The 16,607-nt window shown below is 70.1% G+C and carries 20 protein-coding genes; 5 read left to right on the forward strand and 15 right to left on the reverse strand.

The window, feature by feature from the left end; genetic code table 11:
* Positions 1–6 precede the first annotated feature (6 nt).
* Complete coding sequence (locus Dsi01nite_RS51570) at positions 7–954, reverse strand: RNA polymerase sigma-70 factor (RefSeq protein WP_203853861.1); 948 nt, start codon at positions 952–954, stop codon at positions 7–9.
* 52 nt (positions 955–1,006) lie between these two features.
* Here Dsi01nite_RS51570 and Dsi01nite_RS51575 point away from each other — a divergent pair, with 52 nt between their 5' ends.
* Positions 1,007–1,468 carry an NUDIX hydrolase gene (locus Dsi01nite_RS51575; protein ID WP_239137042.1) on the forward strand — a complete coding sequence of 154 codons (462 nt, stop codon included), beginning with the start codon at positions 1,007–1,009 and terminating at the stop codon, positions 1,466–1,468.
* A gap of 3 nt (positions 1,469–1,471) precedes the next feature.
* Here the strand turns inward: Dsi01nite_RS51575 and Dsi01nite_RS51580 are convergent, their stop codons facing one another.
* Complete coding sequence (locus Dsi01nite_RS51580) at positions 1,472–2,002, reverse strand: DinB family protein (RefSeq protein ID WP_203853863.1); 531 nt, start codon at positions 2,000–2,002, stop codon at positions 1,472–1,474.
* A gap of 70 nt (positions 2,003–2,072) precedes the next feature.
* On the opposite strand from Dsi01nite_RS51580, the gene Dsi01nite_RS51585 reads away from it, so the two are divergent.
* Positions 2,073–2,534 carry a hypothetical protein gene (locus Dsi01nite_RS51585; protein WP_203853864.1) on the forward strand — a complete coding sequence of 154 codons (462 nt, stop codon included), beginning with the start codon at positions 2,073–2,075 and terminating at the stop codon, positions 2,532–2,534.
* 4 nt (positions 2,535–2,538) lie between these two features.
* On the opposite strand, the gene Dsi01nite_RS51590 is transcribed toward Dsi01nite_RS51585, so the two are convergent.
* From Dsi01nite_RS51590 to Dsi01nite_RS51600, 3 genes are all read right to left on the reverse strand, one after another.
* Positions 2,539–3,867 carry a glycoside hydrolase family 16 protein gene (locus tag Dsi01nite_RS51590; protein ID WP_239137045.1) on the reverse strand — a complete coding sequence of 443 codons (1,329 nt, stop codon included), beginning with the start codon at positions 3,865–3,867 and terminating at the stop codon, positions 2,539–2,541.
* A 458-nt stretch (positions 3,868–4,325) separates the two neighbouring features.
* A complete protein-coding gene (locus Dsi01nite_RS51595) occupies positions 4,326–5,180 on the reverse strand; it encodes a RecB family exonuclease (protein ID WP_203853865.1) in 855 nt (284 codons plus the stop codon).
* 25 nt (positions 5,181–5,205) lie between these two features.
* Complete coding sequence (locus tag Dsi01nite_RS51600) at positions 5,206–5,823, reverse strand: MarC family protein (RefSeq protein ID WP_203853866.1); 618 nt, start codon at positions 5,821–5,823, stop codon at positions 5,206–5,208.
* 116 nt (positions 5,824–5,939) lie between these two features.
* Here Dsi01nite_RS51600 and Dsi01nite_RS51605 point away from each other — a divergent pair, with 116 nt between their 5' ends.
* Entirely contained in the window at positions 5,940–7,184 is a 1,245-nt protein-coding gene (locus Dsi01nite_RS51605) for a glycoside hydrolase family 18 protein (protein ID WP_203853867.1), read from the forward strand.
* 18 nt (positions 7,185–7,202) lie between these two features.
* Here Dsi01nite_RS51605 and Dsi01nite_RS51610 read toward each other — a convergent pair whose 3' ends face one another.
* From Dsi01nite_RS51610 to Dsi01nite_RS58020, 10 genes are all read right to left on the reverse strand, one after another.
* Positions 7,203–7,964, reverse strand: a complete 762-nt coding sequence (locus Dsi01nite_RS51610; RefSeq protein ID WP_203853868.1) for a TetR/AcrR family transcriptional regulator — start codon at positions 7,962–7,964, stop codon at positions 7,203–7,205.
* On the reverse strand, positions 7,961–8,809 hold the full coding sequence (locus Dsi01nite_RS51615) for a PHP domain-containing protein (RefSeq protein ID WP_203853869.1): 849 nt from the start codon (positions 8,807–8,809) through the stop codon (positions 7,961–7,963). Before Dsi01nite_RS51615 ends, Dsi01nite_RS51610 begins: the two co-directional genes overlap by 4 nt.
* A complete protein-coding gene (locus Dsi01nite_RS51620; protein WP_203853870.1) occupies positions 8,810–10,039 on the reverse strand; it encodes a hypothetical protein in 1,230 nt (409 codons plus the stop codon).
* A 2-nt stretch (positions 10,040–10,041) separates the two neighbouring features.
* Complete coding sequence (locus Dsi01nite_RS51625; RefSeq protein ID WP_203853871.1) at positions 10,042–10,749, reverse strand: SigE family RNA polymerase sigma factor; 708 nt, start codon at positions 10,747–10,749, stop codon at positions 10,042–10,044.
* A gap of 245 nt (positions 10,750–10,994) precedes the next feature.
* The gene (locus Dsi01nite_RS51630; protein ID WP_203853872.1) at positions 10,995–11,831 is read right to left on the reverse strand and encodes a PH domain-containing protein; all 837 of its coding nucleotides are present in this window, start codon (positions 11,829–11,831) and stop codon (positions 10,995–10,997) included.
* Between the two features lie 5 nt (positions 11,832–11,836).
* Entirely contained in the window at positions 11,837–11,995 is a 159-nt protein-coding gene (locus Dsi01nite_RS51635; RefSeq protein WP_203853873.1) for a hypothetical protein, read from the reverse strand.
* 137 nt (positions 11,996–12,132) lie between these two features.
* Complete coding sequence (locus tag Dsi01nite_RS51640; RefSeq protein WP_308442153.1) at positions 12,133–12,813, reverse strand: DUF6758 family protein; 681 nt, start codon at positions 12,811–12,813, stop codon at positions 12,133–12,135.
* Positions 12,814–12,832: 19 nt separating this feature from the next.
* Positions 12,833–13,450, reverse strand: a complete 618-nt coding sequence (locus tag Dsi01nite_RS51645) for a TrmH family RNA methyltransferase (RefSeq protein ID WP_203853874.1) — start codon at positions 13,448–13,450, stop codon at positions 12,833–12,835.
* 166 nt (positions 13,451–13,616) lie between these two features.
* The gene (locus Dsi01nite_RS58015) at positions 13,617–14,564 is read right to left on the reverse strand and encodes an MFS transporter permease (protein WP_308442154.1); all 948 of its coding nucleotides are present in this window, start codon (positions 14,562–14,564) and stop codon (positions 13,617–13,619) included.
* Positions 14,561–14,995, reverse strand: a complete 435-nt coding sequence (locus tag Dsi01nite_RS58020) for a hypothetical protein (protein WP_239137049.1) — start codon at positions 14,993–14,995, stop codon at positions 14,561–14,563. The genes Dsi01nite_RS58015 and Dsi01nite_RS58020 overlap by 4 nt, the downstream gene beginning before the upstream one ends.
* A 291-nt stretch (positions 14,996–15,286) precedes the next feature.
* Between Dsi01nite_RS58020 and Dsi01nite_RS51655 the strand changes: the two genes are divergently transcribed.
* Positions 15,287–15,781 carry a MaoC family dehydratase gene (locus Dsi01nite_RS51655; RefSeq protein WP_203853876.1) on the forward strand — a complete coding sequence of 165 codons (495 nt, stop codon included), beginning with the start codon at positions 15,287–15,289 and terminating at the stop codon, positions 15,779–15,781.
* 21 nt (positions 15,782–15,802) lie between these two features.
* Positions 15,803–16,561 (forward strand): DUF695 domain-containing protein, encoded by a 759-nt coding sequence (locus Dsi01nite_RS51660; protein WP_203853877.1) that lies wholly within the window; start codon positions 15,803–15,805, stop codon positions 16,559–16,561.
* The last annotated feature ends 46 nt before the right edge of the window (positions 16,562–16,607 follow it).

Raw genomic sequence — 16,607 nt, forward strand, 5'->3', positions numbered from 1 at the left:
CACTCGCTATTCGAACGCGTGGAACACGGGCTTCCCGTGACTGTCCGCCGCCCACCGCGCGGTGGCCCGCTCGAGCTTGTCCGGGTTGACCTGGTTGCGCAGCGCGGCGATCCCGCCGGCGGTGACCTCCAGGCACATCACCCCGACGACCTGCCCGGCCACGACGGCCACGACGGCCGGCTCCCCGTTGGCGGTCGAGACGTAGATCTCGGGCGCCCCACCGGCGGCGGCCCGCTTGGCCTCGCCGGGCGTGAACAGGCCCCGCACGAACTTCGCGACCGCGAGGGCGCCCTCGACCACCTTCGCGCGCGCCGGCACCTTCCCGCCGCCGTCGCCGATCGAGACGGCGTCCCCGGTGAGCAGCCGCACGAGCGGCTCGGTCCGCCCGCTGGTCGCGGCCGCCAGGAACTCCTCGACGATCCGCCGCGCCGCGACCTCGTCGATCTCGGTGCGGGCCCGGCCCTCCGCGACGTGCTGCCTGGCCCGGTGGAAGATCTGCTGGCTGGTGGCCTCGGTGATGTCGAGGATCCCGGCGATCTCCCGGTGCGGGTAGTCGAACGCCTCCCGGAGCACGTACACGGCCCGCTCGTTCGGCGTGAGCCGCTCCATGAGGGTGAGCACCGCGTAGGACACCGACTCCCGCTGCTCCGCGGTGTCGGCCGGGCCGAGCATCGGGTCCCCCGCGAGCAGGGGTTCCGGCAGCCACTGACCCACGTACACCTCGCGCCGCGCCCTCGCCGAGGTGAGCTGGTTGAGGCAGAGGTTGGTGAGGACCTTCGTCAGCCAGGCCTCGAGCACCTCGATGCGGTCCTGGTCGGCCGCCTGCCAGCGCAGGAACGTCTCCTGCACCGCGTCCTCGGCCTCCGCCGCCGACCCGAGCATCCGGTAGGCGATGGCCTCCAACCGGGGCCTGCCCACCTCGAACCGCTCGACGTCCCCCGCGGTCAAGGCCATGCCCGATCGTAGCCCGCGGTTTCCTGTCGTACCCCCGTGCTTGAATCGGGGGGTGGCGAAGCTGAGTGCGGGGCTCCTGCTGTACCGACGGACGGACCACGGGATCGAGGTCCTCATCGGGCACATGGGCGGCCCGTTCTGGTCCCGGAAGGACGCCGGCGGCTGGTCCATCCCCAAGGGCGAGCACGAGCCCGACGAGGACGCCCGGGCCGCGGCGCTGCGCGAGTTCACCGAGGAGCTCGGCGCGCCCCCGCCGCCCGGCGAGCCGGCCGACCTCGGCGAGGTCAAGCTCAGCGGCGGCAAGCTCGTCACCGTCTTCACCCTGGAGGGCCACTTCGACGAGTCCACCGCCGTCAGCAACACCTTCGAGATCGAATACCCGAAGGGCTCCGGCGTGCTGCGCTCGTTTCCCGAGCTGGACCGGATCGCCTGGGTCCCCGTCGACGAGGCCAGGTCCAAGCTCACCAAGGGTCAGCTCCCGTTCCTCGACCGCCTCGTCGCCCACCTGGGCTGAGTGCTACTCGGCGGGGGCGAAGCGTTCCAGGGCGGGCATGTAGCGGCGGTAGGGGCCGACGTCGTCGCGGTGCCGGCCGGCCAGGACTTCGGCGATCTGCGCCAGGTGGGTCAGGTCGTGTGCCACCCACGCCGCCAGGACCTGGGAGAGGGTGACCGTGCCGAACTCCGGGTGGGTGCCGGTGCGGGTCAGGTCCTCCTCGCCGAGCTCCAGGCCGGCGAGGCGCTCGAGGCTCTCCGCGCGGGCCCGGCGGAAGCGGTCCAGCAGGTCGGCGACCGGCTCCCGGGACCAGTCCAGCATCGCCACCCGGTTGAACGGTTCGAACGTCCGCCCGGTGCCGTGCGCCACGATCAGCTGGATGCGCGGCAGCCAGTTCGTCGCGTCGCCGTGCAGGATGTGCCCGGCGATCGCGTAGGCGCTCCAGGTGTCCGGCCCGTCGTCGCGGTGCAGCCACGCCTCCGGCAGGTCGAGCAGGAGGGCCGAGACCGCGGACGGGGTCCGGGCCAGCAGGTTCGTCGCGTCGGAGATGTCCATGCAGCCCATGCTCGGCGCCCCGCGCGGACCGGGACAGGGCCAACTCGAGACGACTGGCTACGGTGGGGGCATGGAGGCACCACCCCGCGGGCAGTTCGTCGCCGTCGAACTGACGCACGACAGGTTCCAGGAGTTCGTCGACGAGGTGCAGACGGCCGCCTACGTGGAGGACGCCGACCTGCGGGTGGTGCTGGGCGCCGCGTGCACCACCGCCGCCCGTGCCGTCGAGCACCTCTGTGGCGTGCTGCAACTGCCCTATGCGGCCAGCCGCGGCTGGCACGACATGCTGGAGGCGATCGGTGACCGGGCGGCGTCGCTGCGGCAGTTCGTCGTGATCCTCGACGCCACGGACCTGCTCAAGCACGAGGATCCGGACCTCTGGCACGAGCTGATCGGAAACCTGCACGGCGGTCCGCACTGCATGGGCGGTGGCTGGAACACGCTCATGCTCGCCGACGACCCCTACCGCTGGGAGACGACCCCGTTCAGGACCGCGGCGGGCGCGGAACAGGCCCACGCCCGCCGGAGGTAGGTCCTCAGCGGTGCCACTTCTGGTTGCTGGCGCCGTTGCAGGTCCAGATGTGCAGCTCCGAGCCGTTGGCGGTGGCGACGTTCTGCACGTCGACGCACTTGTTGGACCGCGGGTTGACCAGGTCGCCGGCGGCGGTCAGGGTGAACTTCTGGGCGCCGGTGCCGTTGCAGGTCCACAGTTGCACGACCGTGCCGTCGGCGGTGCCGCCGCCGGAGACGTCCATGCACTTGCCCATCGCGCCGACCGAGCCGTCGGCGTTGAACGTCCACTGCTGGGCGTTGGTGCCGTTGCAGTCCCAGATCTGCAGGCGGTTGCCGTCGACGGCGTTCGCGGCCGGGATGTCGATGCAGCGGTTGCTGCCGTTGCCGATGATCGCTCCGGTCCCGGAGCTGCCGCAGGCGGGCGCGGTGTCGAAGGTGTCGGTGAACGTGGTGCCGGCGGAGCGGTAGGCGGCGGCCTGCGCGGTCGCCGCGGCCGGGGACAGGACCTGGTTGCGGGCGAACAGGAACCAGTCGACCTGCTGGACGTAGGTGGACGTGCCGCCGGTGTGGGTGGCGGTGTCGATGAACCACAGGTTCCAGTTCACGGTCATCGTCTGCCGGGGGTAGAACTTGCCGGAGTGGTCGCCGACCAGGACGCCGTCGATGTAGTACTTGACGTGTCCGCCGGACACCTGGGTGACCAGGTCGTGCCAGCCGTCGTAGCTGCGGCGCTGCTCGGAGTGGGTGTTGTCGGCGAGCCATGGTTCGTTGCGGTACGTGTACCAGCTGGTCTGGTAGTTGATCGGGCCGGTCTCACCCCAGCCGCCGTTGGGTAGGTACTCGGAGAAGTCCAGCTCGCTGTAGGTCGGGTCGAGGTCGCCGTTGAGCGGGCTGATCGCGAAGAACGTCTGGTTGACGTGGTCGCCGTCGTTGCCGGACGTGGGGGTGTCGGTGAACCGGACCCGGCTGGCGTAGGTGCCGTCGAGGTAGCGCTTCTGCGCGGAGTACACCTCGGCCTGTCTGGTCCCGGCGCCGGTGCCGTCCGTCGACGCGGTCAGTTGCATGACCTTCTGCCCGCCGGAGGTGGGGAAGGTGATCTGCGCCGGTGACCAGGTGGCGCCGGGGACGCCGGGCCCGCCGGCGTTGCCGCGCGGGACCCAGCCGTGGCCGGTGAAGTTGCCGTCGGCTGACGAGGCGTAGTTGAAGTCGTCGAACACGGCGCCGCAGCTGTTGGCGGCCGCGCCGGCCTGGCCGGTGGTCGCGGCGGTGACCGCGACCGCGCCGAGCGTGGTCGCGAGGACCAGCGCGGCGGCGGCCAGCACGGGGCGTGGCGGCGGGTGGATTCTGAGCATGGCGGCCTCCCGAAGCATTCCGTTGGCGGTCGGAATTTTCATCGGTTATCGATGTGGATGAAAACTACGTCCATCACTACCGCCGGGTCAACCACGAGAAGGCCGACCAAAGATCACGTTAAGGCACGGATAAGGGGCCTGCCCACAGCGGCAGCGGGGGAGCCGTCTGCTCGCGGGCTCGGTCATGGTGCTCCTGATTCCGGTGGAGAAGGACAAAGGCTCAGATGCGGCCAGAAGCGTGTCGAGTGCGCGGACTGACGACCTTCGCCACACAGCGGCTCTGGGGCGTAAGCGGTGCGGAGGTCGACGCGATCCTCGCCGCGGCCGCGGACCGCCAGGTACACCTCCAGGACCGCAGGAGTCATCCCACCTTGCCTGCAATGGCGGCGCGTCGATCTCCGCGCCTGCGCAACCAGCGAACCGGCGGACAACCAGGACCCGCACCGAACCCGGGACCATCAGACCGCGGGAGGACGATCCACAGCGGTCCACGGATCCTTGGGAGCCGCGTCCACGCCCGCCGGGCACGAGCGCCGGTAGTCACACCACGAGCACTGCGGCCCGGGCGCGACCGGGAACGCCTCGTCGGCCGGGGTGCCGGCGGCGAGCGCGGCGTCCGCGGCGGTGATGTCCGCGGCCGTGGCCTCGGCCCGGCGCAGGTGGCGGGCCAGGGAGTCGTCGGTGTGGTCGTGGGCGGCGACGGTGCCCGTCGGCAGGTGGTGCAGCTCGACCCGGTGGCACGGCTTGCGGAACACGCGGGACGCCGCGATCGCATACAGGGCGAGCGCGCGGGAGCCACGGGCGTCGTCGGGGGTGAGGCCGGAGCGGCCGGTCTTGTAGTCGACGATGACCAGCTCGCCGTCGCGTTGGTCGATGCGGTCGACGCGGCCGGACAGGGCGAGCGTGTCGGTGCGGGCGGCGACGGTGCGCTCGACGCCGACCGGCTCGTCGTGCGGGTCGAGACCGTCCACGTAGGACTCGAGCCAGCCGAGAGCCCGGCGGAAGACCTCGCGCTCCTGGGCGTCGTCGCGATAGCCCTCGGTGACCCAGGTGGCCTTCAGCAGGGCTGGCAGGGCGCTCCGCTCGCGCCGCGCGGGGTCCAGCGCATACCAGCTGCGCAGGGCCGTGTGGACGGACGCGCCGAGCGAGTTGTGCGCCCACGGCGGGCCCTTCGGCGGGGCGGGGCGGTCGACATAGGTGAACCGGTAACGGCGGGGGCAGTCCTCGTAGCTGCCGAGTTTGCTGGGCGTGCAGGTAAACAGCCGCTTGGGCGGGGCGAAGAGGCCGAGCTGCTCGTTGTCCACGCCCCGCATCCTGCCACCGGGGTACGACAAAACCTCAATGGGGTGAATGGAGGTACTCGGTGACGAAGGCGCCGATCGCGTCGGCGAGCAGCTGCACGGCGATCGCGGCGACGAGGAGGCCGGCGATGCGGGTAACGACCTCGATGCCGCTCGGGCGCAGGATGCGCACCAGGATGCCGGAGAAGCGCAGGACCAGGTAGACGATGGCCATCACGGCGACGATGCCGACGGCGATCGCCAGGTAGCCCGACCACGACGACGTGCGCTGGACGAAGAGCATCGTGGCCACGATCGCGCCGGGGCCGGCCAGCAGCGGGGTGCCGAGCGGCACCAGGGCGACGTTGGAGGTGACCTCCTGGCGGGGGTCGTCGGTCTTGCCGGTCAGCAGCTCCAGGGCGACCAGCAGGAGCAGCAGGCCGCCGGCGCCCTGCAGGGCGGGCAGGTCGATGTGCAGGTAGGCGAGGATCTGCCGGCCGACGAGGGCGAACGCCACGATGACGCCGAACGCGAGGGCCACGGCCTGCAGGGCGGCGCGGTTGCGGTGCTTCGCGGCCATCGATCCGGTCAGGGCGAGGAAGATCGGCACCGCGCCGGGCGGGTCGAGGATGACCAGCAGGGTTACGAAGACTTCGCCGAAAAGCTTGAGATCCACAACCCGGATTGTCGTGGTGCGCCCGCATCGAGCGGAAACCAGGGTCTTGACGCCATCGAACGGCACCCCTACGTTCCCCATGAACAGCAAACTTTCCTTACAGTCATGGAGGGTTCATGGGCAGACGCTCCGTCCTGGCCGGGTTGGCGGTGTCGCTGACGCTGGCGTCGCTGGCGATCGTGCCCGGCACCGCGTCGGCGCACACCGCGCCGAGTCAGGACCAGTACAAGCGCGTCGGGTACTTCATCCAGTGGGGCATCTACGGCCGCCAGTACTACGTCAAGAACCTCGAGACGAGCGGGCAGGCCAAGAACCTGACCCACATCAACTACGCGTTCGGCAGCGTGGACGCGACCGGCAAGTGCGTCTCGGCCGACCCGTGGGCCGACTACCAGCGCCCGGTCTCCGCCGAGGAGAGCGTCGACGGGGTCGCCGACGCGCCGGGCCAGACGCTCAACGGCAACTTCAACCAGCTGCGCAAGCTCAAGCTCAAGCACCCCGGGCTGAAGGTGCTGATCTCGCTCGGCGGCTGGACGCTGTCGGCGAACTTCTCCGACGCGGTGCTGACCGACGCGTCCCGCAAGGCGCTCGTCAAGTCCTGCATCGACACGTTCTACTCGACCGGGGTCTTCGACGGCTTCGACCTCGACTGGGAGTGGCCAGGCTCCGAAGGCAACCCGGGCAACGTGATCCGGCCCGAGGACAAGCAGAACTTCACGCTCCTGCTCGCCGAGTTCCGCAAGCAGTTGCCCAAGAAGGCCACCCTGACCGCGTTCCTGCCGGCGAACCCGGCGAAGATCGACGCCGGTTTCGAGGTCAACAAGATCTTCAAGTACCTCGACTTCGGCACCGTTCAGGGCTACGACTTCCACGGCACGTGGGAGCCCCAGGCCAACCAGCAGTCCGCGCTGTTCGTCCCGCGCGGCGCGCCCACCACCCCGGACTTCAGCGGCGCCACCACGCTGAAGGCCTGGACCGACCGCGGCGCCCCGAAGAAGTCGCTGGTCCTCGGCATCCCGTACTACGGGCAGGGCTGGACCGGCATCACCAGCACCGCCAACAACGGCCTGTTCCAGACCGCGACCGGCCCCGCGCCGGGCACCTGGGCCGCCGGCAACGAGGACTACAAGGTCCTCGCCACGCTCCCGCAGCAGGGCTACAAGGTCCACCGTGACCTGCTCTCCGGTCACGCGTGGCTGTTCAACGGCACCACCTTCTGGACCTACGACGACCAGCTGACGGTCGCGCAGAAGTCGCTGTACCTCCGCTTCAACGGCTACGGCGGCGCGATGGTCTGGTCCCTCGACGGTGACGACGCCAACGGCACGCTCACCAAGACGATCGGCACTGTCCTGCACTAAAGCGCGTCTGGGCCGCCTTCAACGTTGCAGGCGGCCCAGATGTACGTCGATACCGTCGAGCACCCGCGAAAGCCCGAACTCGTAGGCGCGCACCGGATCGCCCGCGCCGTACTCCTCCCCGGCCGCCTGGCCCACCCGCGCCGCCGTCGGGAACCGCGCCGGGTCGAGGACCTCACCGAGCAGCGGCGCGTAGGCGCCCCACCACTGCTCCTCGCTCATCCCCGTGCTCTGCTCGGCCTGATCGGCCTGGATCACCGCGCGCACAGCCCCCGCGACGTAGTTGAGCACCAGGCTGAGCAGCAGGTCGGCGTCCACATCGGACACCACGCAGGACTCGAAGGCGCGCAGCTCGAAGTCGTATTTCGCGATCACGTTCGGGCCCAGCACCGGCCGGCTGGTGGCGATCTGCAGCAACCAGGGATGCCGCCGGTGCAGCTCCCAGTTGGTCACCGCGATCTCGGCCAGCCGCTCACGCCAACCGTGGCCGGTGAAGGCCGGGCGGATCGCCTCCGCGCTCACGATGTCGACCATGACGTCGAGCAGTTCCGCTTTGCTGGGGACGTAGGTGTACAGCGACATCGCCGTCACGCCGAGCTGCTCCGCCACCCGTCGCATGGACACCGCACCCAGGCCCTCGGCGTCGGCGAGGGCGACCGCGACCGCGGTGACGTCGCCGACCGTGAACTTGGCCTTCGGTCCGCGCCGGGCCGGCGCCGCGGTGCCCCACAGCAGCTCGATGCTGCGCCTGGGATCGCCGGCACCGCTGTATTCCGTCGTCACGCGATCACGTCGGACCCGGTCGCGGCCTCGACGATCTGGTCGAACACGGCGGGTGCCGTGGTCCGCGCGCCGAGGCGGACCGTCTTGTTGGTGCCGTGGTAGTCGCTGGAGCCGGTGACGACCAGCCCGAGCCGGTCCGCGAGGGCCCGCACGTGCGCCCGCTCCGCCGGGGTGTGGTCGGTGTGGTCGGCCTCGACGCCGAAGAGCCCCTCGAAGGCCATCTCCTCGATCACCTCGTCGGGGACGACGGGGCCGCGGGCGCTGGCCCGCGGGTGCGCGAAGACCGGCACGCCACCGGCCTCGATGACCAGCCGGAGCGCCACGAAGACGTCGAGGTCCTCCTTGCCGACCCGGTACCGGTGGCCGAGCCACTCGGGCAGGAACGCCTCCGACACCGTGTCGACGAGCCCGCGACGCATCAGCGCCTGCGCCAGGTGCGGCCGGCCGACGGTGCCGCCGCCGGCGTGTTCGAGGACCTCGGCCCAGGTCACGTCGATCCCGTCGGCCCGCATGAGGTGGACCATGCGCTCGGCGCGGGTCTCCCGGGACGCGCGGATGCGGGCCAGCTGGCCGGCGAGCGCCACGTCGGTCGGGTCGAAGAGGTACGCGAGCAGGTGCAGCGAGATCGGCCAGGGTCCGCCGTGCCAGCGGCATGACAGCTCGGCGCCCGGCACGAGGGCGAGCCCCGGGGGCCGGGCGGCGATCGCGGCGGGCCACCCGGACGTCGTGTCGTGGTCGGTCAGCGCCATGACGTCGAGCCCGGCGGCGGCCGCCTCGGCGACCAGCTCGGCCGGGCTCGACGTGCCGTCACTGGCCGTCGAGTGACAGTGAAGATCGATCCGCACTCATCCAGAGTAGAGCGGTTCGATCAGCACCACGTCCTCGCTTTCCACGAGCGGCTCCGCCGTGCTGCCCTCCGCCGCCGTCGCGATGATCGCGCGGAACTTGCCGCCGCTGTCCACCACGAACGTCGTCGCGTTCATCCACACCGTCTTCGTGGTGACCTTCAGCGTCCACGTCTTGGTCCAGGTCTTGGCCGCCGCGTCGGTGAAGATCTTCGTCAGGTCGAGCACCGCCACCTGCTTGAGACCCTCGACGGGATAGGCGAGCCACTGGCCGTCCGGGGAGACCCGGCCACCGCCGGCCTTCGCCGCCATCGGCAACCCGCACCGGCGCTGCGTGACCTTGAACGGCTGACCGAGGGTGAGCAGGGCCAGACACATCGGCGCGTCGCTGTCGACGGGCTTGACCTCGGCGTAGACGCTGTGCGTGTCGGGGTGCGTCCCGAAGATCCGCACGACCGTCGCGTCCCACGACTGCTTGTAGGCGCGGCCCGAATACCAGACGTCGAAGCCGGCGCCCTCCTCACGGCCGATGACCAGGTCCGAGCCGACGAAGGTGACCGGCACCGCGGTCTGCGGCACGTCGATGCTCTCCTGCTCGGTGAGCCCCTGCTCGGCGGGGGCGGACTTGGTGACGTTGGTGGTGGCGCCGGGCGTGGTGGTGCGGGCGGCGACGGTCATCCTGCCCTCCTGCGCCCAGGCGACCTTCTTGCCGTCCTTGGCCACCGCGATGTTCGAGGCCTTGTCGACCAGGACCTTCTGGTTGTCGTGCTCGTCCTGCAGCACCAGTTGCTTGTCGCCGTCGGACTCGGTGTTGACGACCAGGTAGCCGTCCTTCGCCTTGTACGCGGCGGCGACGTTGCCGTTGTCGGGCAGCTTCAGGCGCACGGTCTGCGACTCCTGGCCCTGCTGCCCGTCGAACACGCCGACCTCCTTGCCGGTGGCCGGGGGCACGGTCTGCGTGTTGGGCGTCGCCTGGGGCTCGGCGGTGTGCGTGCCGAGGTCGGGCTGGGCGACGGTGTCGGCCGGCCCACCCGGGGAGACAGCGTGAAACGTGGCGACGGCCGCGACCGCCATGACGATGAACGCGGCGAACCCGGTCACCCCGGCCCGCCGCCGGCGGCGGATCCGTCCGGCGTTGCGAATGGCGACGTCGGCGATGTCGCCCAGCGACCCCGGCGGCTTGGTGCCCGCCTTGGCCGCGAACGCCTCGCGGAGCGCATCTTCGATCATGGTCACGTCACCAGTCCCACTTCCACCGACCCGGAGGTCTCCACCAGGACGGCCTCCCGTTCGGGCAGGCCGCGCTCGTCGTCGCGCGCGGGCTGCTCATCCGGTTCCACTTCCACTGCCTGTGCGGGCTTCGCCTGCGCCGGGGTCTTCGCCGGCGTGGCGGGCCGCAACCGGACGGTCGGCGGCCTCGCCGGCCGGGCCGCCGGCTCGATGCCCTCTGCGCTGAGCCGCGACCGCAGCGTCGCGAGCGCCCGCGACGCCTGGCTCTTCACCGTGCCGACGGACACGCCGAGCAGGCGCGCCGTCTCCGCCTCCGACTGGTCCTCGTAGAACCGCAGGACCAGCACGGCCCGCTGCCGGTTCGGCAGCTCCCGGACGTGGCGCCACAGAGCGTCGCGTTCGAGGCTCTCCTCGACCCGGTCGGCGGCCGCCGACTCCGGCAGCACCTCCGTGGGGCGTTCGCCGTGCCACCGGCGGCGCCACCAGCTGGTGGAGGTGTTGACCAGCACCCGGCGGGCATAGGGCTCGACCGCCTCGATGTGGCCCAGCCGCTTCCACGCGAGGTAGGTTTTCGTCAACGCGATCTGCAGCAGGTCCTCGGCGGTCGCCCAGTCCCCGGCGAGCAGGTACGCGGTGCGCAGCAGCGCACTGGACCTGGTCTCGACGAAATCACGGAAGTCTTCCTCACGGAACCCCGCCTCATCCGGCACCGCCGCTCCCTCCCCCGCTCCGCCCACCAGGCAAGACGCGGCAGAGGGGCGGCACGGTTGCACCCCGGACGGAAATTTTCCAAGTTCCGTCGTCTTCGACGCAGTTACCAGCCCCGCAGCCTGACGGCCGCGGCTATGTCCCGTCGTCTTCGACGCAGTTACCAGCTCCCCGGCCTCACGGCCGCGGTTCCGTGGGGGGTTCCCACCCCACACCCCCCATGCGCCGCGCTGCGACGCACGAAAAGCTATGTCCCGTCGTCTTCGACGCCGGCGGCGCGGCCCAGGCGGGCTTCCACGGCCTCCGGTTCGTACATCTCCTCGACGATGCGCAGATAGAGCTCGTTGGGATTCGGCAGGTTGCGGATGTTGCGCAACGCCTGGTCCTGGCCGGCCGATTCCAGCTCGAAATGCCCGTAGCCGAACATGCGGCCGGTCAGCGACTGCACGTATTTCATGTCGGTGACCCGCAGCAGCGGCATCATGGCGACGTTGCGGGTGAAGATCCCGGAGACCACCATCACCCGTTTGTTGGTGAGGATGAAGCGGTCATACCACCAGTCAGCGACCCGCCAGGCGCAGTACAGGATCACGACGGCCCAGATGATCAGCACCGCGGTGCGCAGCTGCGTCTGGTTGTGCTTGGTCAGCCAGCCCGCGATGTAACCCATCGCGATCGTGGCGGCCACCGCGATCCCGCCCTCCTTGGCGAGCTGGATCCAGTGCCGCTTCCACTCGCCGCGGAACTTCTCGGTCGGGAAGAGATAGCGGGCCGCGTGCCGGCTGGCCTCCTCGTCGAGGGGCGCCATGCGGCTGCCGGGCGGCACCGACGGGCCTGGGTCGCCGGCGCGCAGGCCGGAGAACTCGTCCTCGGTGAAGGTCGGCGGCCCCTCGTCGGCGTAGTACTCGTCGCGGCCGTAGCCACCGAGCCTGGCCGACTGCGCACCGTCGGTGTAGGGGTCGGGGTCCGCGTAGTCGTCGGGGTCGGGGTCGGTGGGACGGGCCCGCGGGATCGGCTCGGTGTCACGATCTTCCCAGCGGCGGGCGCCCGGTTCTTCGGCGGAAGGCTCAGGCCCGGTAGACATCGCAGTCAGGCAACCAGACTGGAGAAGAAGTCCCCGAAACCGGTGGCAATGTCCATGATTCCGCCGCCGATGGACTTGAAGACCTCAGCCGCGGACTGCGGCCGATATGCCACAAAGAAAATGAGGAAAGCGATGCTTCCCCAGGTGAGGACCTTTTTGACCATTGCCGTCAATCCCCTCCCCGCAGCGTCGTGCACAGCACTGCGGCGAACTCAGCGTATCAGTTGCACGGCACACGGTGAATGTGCGCCGCGCCGACAGCGACCCCATCGACCCGAGGGTTGATCCTAGTCGTGTCCTTCTACGCCTTGCCGTGAAGATACGGCGACGGCGCGCCGTAAACGAGGTGGGTTGGCACATCGTCGGCGAGGTCGTGCAGGTCGAGCTCCTCCTCCAGGAGGTAGCCCGCGGCGGCCGGCCACGTCACGACGTAGAGCCACACGCCCATGGCCTCGCCGACGTACGCGCAGCGGTCCTCCGGCGACTTGGCCATCCACAGCGGCGTGGGCCAGCCGGCGGCGCGGACCTTGGCGTGCGCGGTCGTCGTGGCGATGTCGCCGTCGAAGAACGGGCCCGGGTCGGTGCCGGGGATGCCGGCGAACCGGGTGCCGAGGCCGACCCCGGGCTCCTCCGCGATGATCACGCAGTCGGCCGGGCCGTGCTCGACCGGACCGGGACCGCTGCACGCGACCGCGGTGGCGCGCACGCCGGAGCGCTCGTCGCCGACCCAGCCGACGCCGGTCACCGTCCAGCCCGTCGGCAGCGGCCACGGGCACCACATCGGCATCGGCCGCCGATCGCCGGCGCGGTGCGCCGCGGCGATCAGCCTCGCCTTCGCCGACTCGACGATCTCCGGCCCGATGTGCTGCGCGACGTGCAGCGGCAGCACCCCGCCGTCCTCATCGCACCTCCATTCGGAGTGCATGAGGTCCGGTGGCCGCACCGGGCCGCCACAACGGGGACAGCTGACTGCGACGCCCATGTACCCACGGTAATGGGTCCTATGGGCTGTTGTCGCCGTACGCCCGGATCCAGGCGTGCATCGCGATCCCGCTGGCGACGCCGGCGTTGATCGACCGGGTCGAGCCGTACTGGGCGATGGAGTACACCGCGGCACATGCCTTGCGGGCAGGTTCCGACAGGCCAGGGCCTTCCTGGCCGAACAGCAGCACGCACCGGCGCGGCAGTTCGGCCCGTTCGAGGGGCAGCGCGCCGGGCAGGTTGTCGATGCCGATCACCGGCAGGTCGTGCGCCGCGGTCCAGTCGAGGAACTCCTCGACCGTCGCATGGTGCCGGACGTGTTGATAGCGGTCAGTGACCATCGCGCCGCGCCGGTTCCAGCGCCGGCGCCCGACGATGTGGACCTCGGCGGCGAGGAACGCGTTGGCGTTGCGGACCACGGTGCCGATGTTGAGGTCGTGCTGCCAGTTCTCGATGGCGACGTGGAAGCCGTGCCGGCGGGTGTCCAGGTCGGCGACGATCGCGTCGAGGCGCCAGTAGCGGTAGCGGTCCACGACATTGCGCCGGTCGCCGGCCGCCAGCAGCTCGGGGTCGTAGTGGGTCTCCGCAGGCCAGTCACCGATCCATGGCCCCACGCCAACTTCATCCTCGTTGTGCATCTACCGTGAATCCCCGGGCCGGCACTCATTCACCCTGTGGCGCTCACCCGATACGCTACGTTCCTTGCAATCGCAGACCCAGAGGGGATTGGCGAAAATGGTCAAGAAGGTCCTCACCTGGGGAGGCATTGCCTTCCTCATCTTCTTCGTCGCGTATCGGCCGCAGTCAGCGGCCGAGGTGGTCAAGTCCATCGGCGGTGCGCTGATGGACATCGCCGGCGGCTTCGGCGACTTCTTCGCCAGCCTTTTCGGCAGCTGACGCCCCGTCGGGAGCCGGGGCACCCCGCCTGAGGAGCCGGCGCGCCCAGGTGACGGGCGTGACCTTCTCCAGCGGCAGGAAGCTGGCCATCGCCACCTGGTGCGGGATGAACGAGATCGTGATCAGGCAGAAGGTCACGATGTGGAAGGCGTAGAAGCCGGCGACCATCGCGTAGCGCAGCTTCGGCTTCAGGACGAACACCAGCGGGCTGAGCAGCTCGAAGCTCACGATGCCGACCTGGCTGACCGTGGTGAAGCCGGGGATGCCCAGCAACCACTGGGCCAGCTGCGTGCCACGGCGGATGAACGCCCTGGTCAGGGTGGCGCCGGTGAGCCAGGCGAGCCCGCCGAAGCGCAGTTTGGCGATCGAGGACAGGAAGTACGTGCAGACGACGCCGACCTGGGTGAGCCGCAGCGCCCAGCCACCGGCCTCGGTGGCCTCCTTGTCGCCGTGCCGGGCCCGGCCCGCGGTCGGCAGGACGGCGAGCGCGACCAGCAACCCGAACCGGTCATGGTCGATCTTGCCGTAGCTCATCGCGATGATCATCCACTCGAGGTACAGGACGAACACGCTCCAGCCGAGGAGCCGGTGCGCCCGGCCGGTCGCGGCGGCGAGGGACAGCGGGATCAACGCCCAGTAGATCGTCCCGACGAGCAGCGGGGTCGGCGTGGGCAGCGGCAGGATCTCGCCGACGACCAGCGGCTGGTACAGGTTGCCGGGCAGGTCGCCGTGGCTCTTGATCCACGCGCTGAAGAACACGACGTCGAGCGCGACGAACACGTAGACCAGGGTGCGGAAGGCCGCGACGCGGCCCTTGGGCACCGGCTCGAACAGCCATCGGCGCAGCAGGGTCACGGCTTCCACCTCGCCAGCACGACCTCGGTGATCTCGCCGGTCGGCTGCGCGTGGCGCAGGTGGTGCTGGACCTCGACGATGTCGACCTCCACCAGTGGCGGTTTGCCCGGGTTGCGGGCGGCGTAGGCGTCCTGGATCGAGCGCAGCAGGCTCGGGTCGGCCTTGAACCGGTCGATCTGCGCCTCGATCTCGGCCCGGCGGACCCCCGCGTTGCGCTCGTCGAGCACGATCCGCCGGCCGGTGGTGTCGACCCCGTCGGTGCGCAGCACCATGATCGGCTGATTGGGGTTGTCGGCGATCGCGAACATCTGGAACGGGGCGAACGGGAACCAGAAGTCGTTGCCGACCACCGTGCCGGCGAACGTCAGCACGACGACCACCAACGTGGCCGCCACCCGTGTCCCGCGCCCCCGCGAGCTCAACCGTTCCATCGCCGCCGGACTTTACCGTCCGCCGCCTGTTCACGGATCCGTAACTACGCTCTGTAGTGAGACCGTCGACACACTCCGTAGTGGCTACGCTCAATTTTCGTCTCATTTCCATAACTGTGATCTGCGTCTCTATACGGAGCGTTGCTTTCGACGCCAAGATACTCGTCACAGAGCGTGGGCGGCGGGTGCCAGGGAGGGCCCCGCCGCTCACTGCGTCTTTGTCACACTCGGCTGAATTTCACGGCCGCACCCGGCATGCTTGCAGACCCCACAACGACGAGGGAGTGCGAGATGCAGTTCGGCCGGTATTTCGAGGAGTTCGAGGTCGGCGCCGTCTACCGGCACTGGCCGGGCAAGACGGTCACCGAGTCCGACGACCACCTGTTCTGCCTGCTGACGATGAACCATCATCCGCTGCACCTCGACGTCCACTACGCCGAGACGTCGACGCAATTCCAGCGCAACGTGGTCGTCGGCAACTACGTCTATTCGATCCTGCTCGGCATGTCGGTGCCCGACGTTTCCGGCAAGGCGATCGCCAATCTCGAGGTCGAGTCGCTGCGGCACACCGCGCCGACCTTTCACGGTGACACCATCTACGGCGAGACCACGGTGCTGGACAAGCGCGAGTCGGAGTCCAAGGACGACCGCGGCGTGGTCACCGTCCAGACCAAGGGTTACAAGCAGGACGGCACCCTGATCTGCGTGTTCAAGCGCAAGGTCATGGTGCCGAAGAAGTCACACGCCGGCCCGGAGATGCCGAGCTTTCCGGTGCCCCGCGGATAAACGCGCTTGAGGAGGACGGCCGTGGGTTTGCTGCGCAGGCTGCTGGGGCGGGAGCCGGCATGGGTCGAGCGCTGGGCCGTGTATCCCGGCGAGATCGGCGACGGGCTGGCGATGTACAACATCGACCTCGGCGCGGTCGAGGCCGCCCCCGTGGCGCGGCTGCCGCAGCGTCTCGACGTCGACTTCACCTACGCGGGTGACGGCACCAGCGGCATGCCCGCCGACGACGAGCTGGGGACCATCCACGCCCTCGACGAGGCCGTGCGGCAGGCGCTGCGCGGCCTCCGCGGCGCGATGGTCGGCCGGGTCGTCACGGCCGGCACCGGCCGCATCACCGGCTACCTGCCCGACGGCGCGACCGCACCGGCGCTGCCCGACTTCCCCACGCTGGCCCCTGTCGCCACGCTCAGCTCGGACCCGGGTTGGACCCGCGTCCGGGACGAGCTCACCCCGGACGCCTGGCAGCGCAACATCATGGACGACAACCAGGTCGTGCAGGAGCTCGAGGGGCACGGCGACCGGCTCAGCCAGCCGCGGCCGGTGGAGTTCCTCGCGTACTTCCCCGCCACCGACCACGCCGAGGCGGCCGCCGAGGACCTGCGCAACCTCGGCTTCGCGGTCACCGTCGAGCGCGGCGACGAGGCCGACTTCGTCCTGCAGGCGATCCGGCGGGACGCGGTCGAGCCCCCGGCGCTGCACGAGGTGACGTGGGAGGTCAGGGGCGTCGTGGAGCGTCATGACGGGGTGTACGACGGCTGGGGTTGCATGGTCCAGGCCTGAGACGTGCTGGAGGCCAGCCGGATGAGAAGGGTTGCCCAGCCCACCC

The sequence above is a fragment of the Dactylosporangium siamense genome (genome assembly GCF_016862795.1).
GTDB classification, from domain to species: domain Bacteria; phylum Actinomycetota; class Actinomycetes; order Mycobacteriales; family Micromonosporaceae; genus Dactylosporangium; species Dactylosporangium siamense.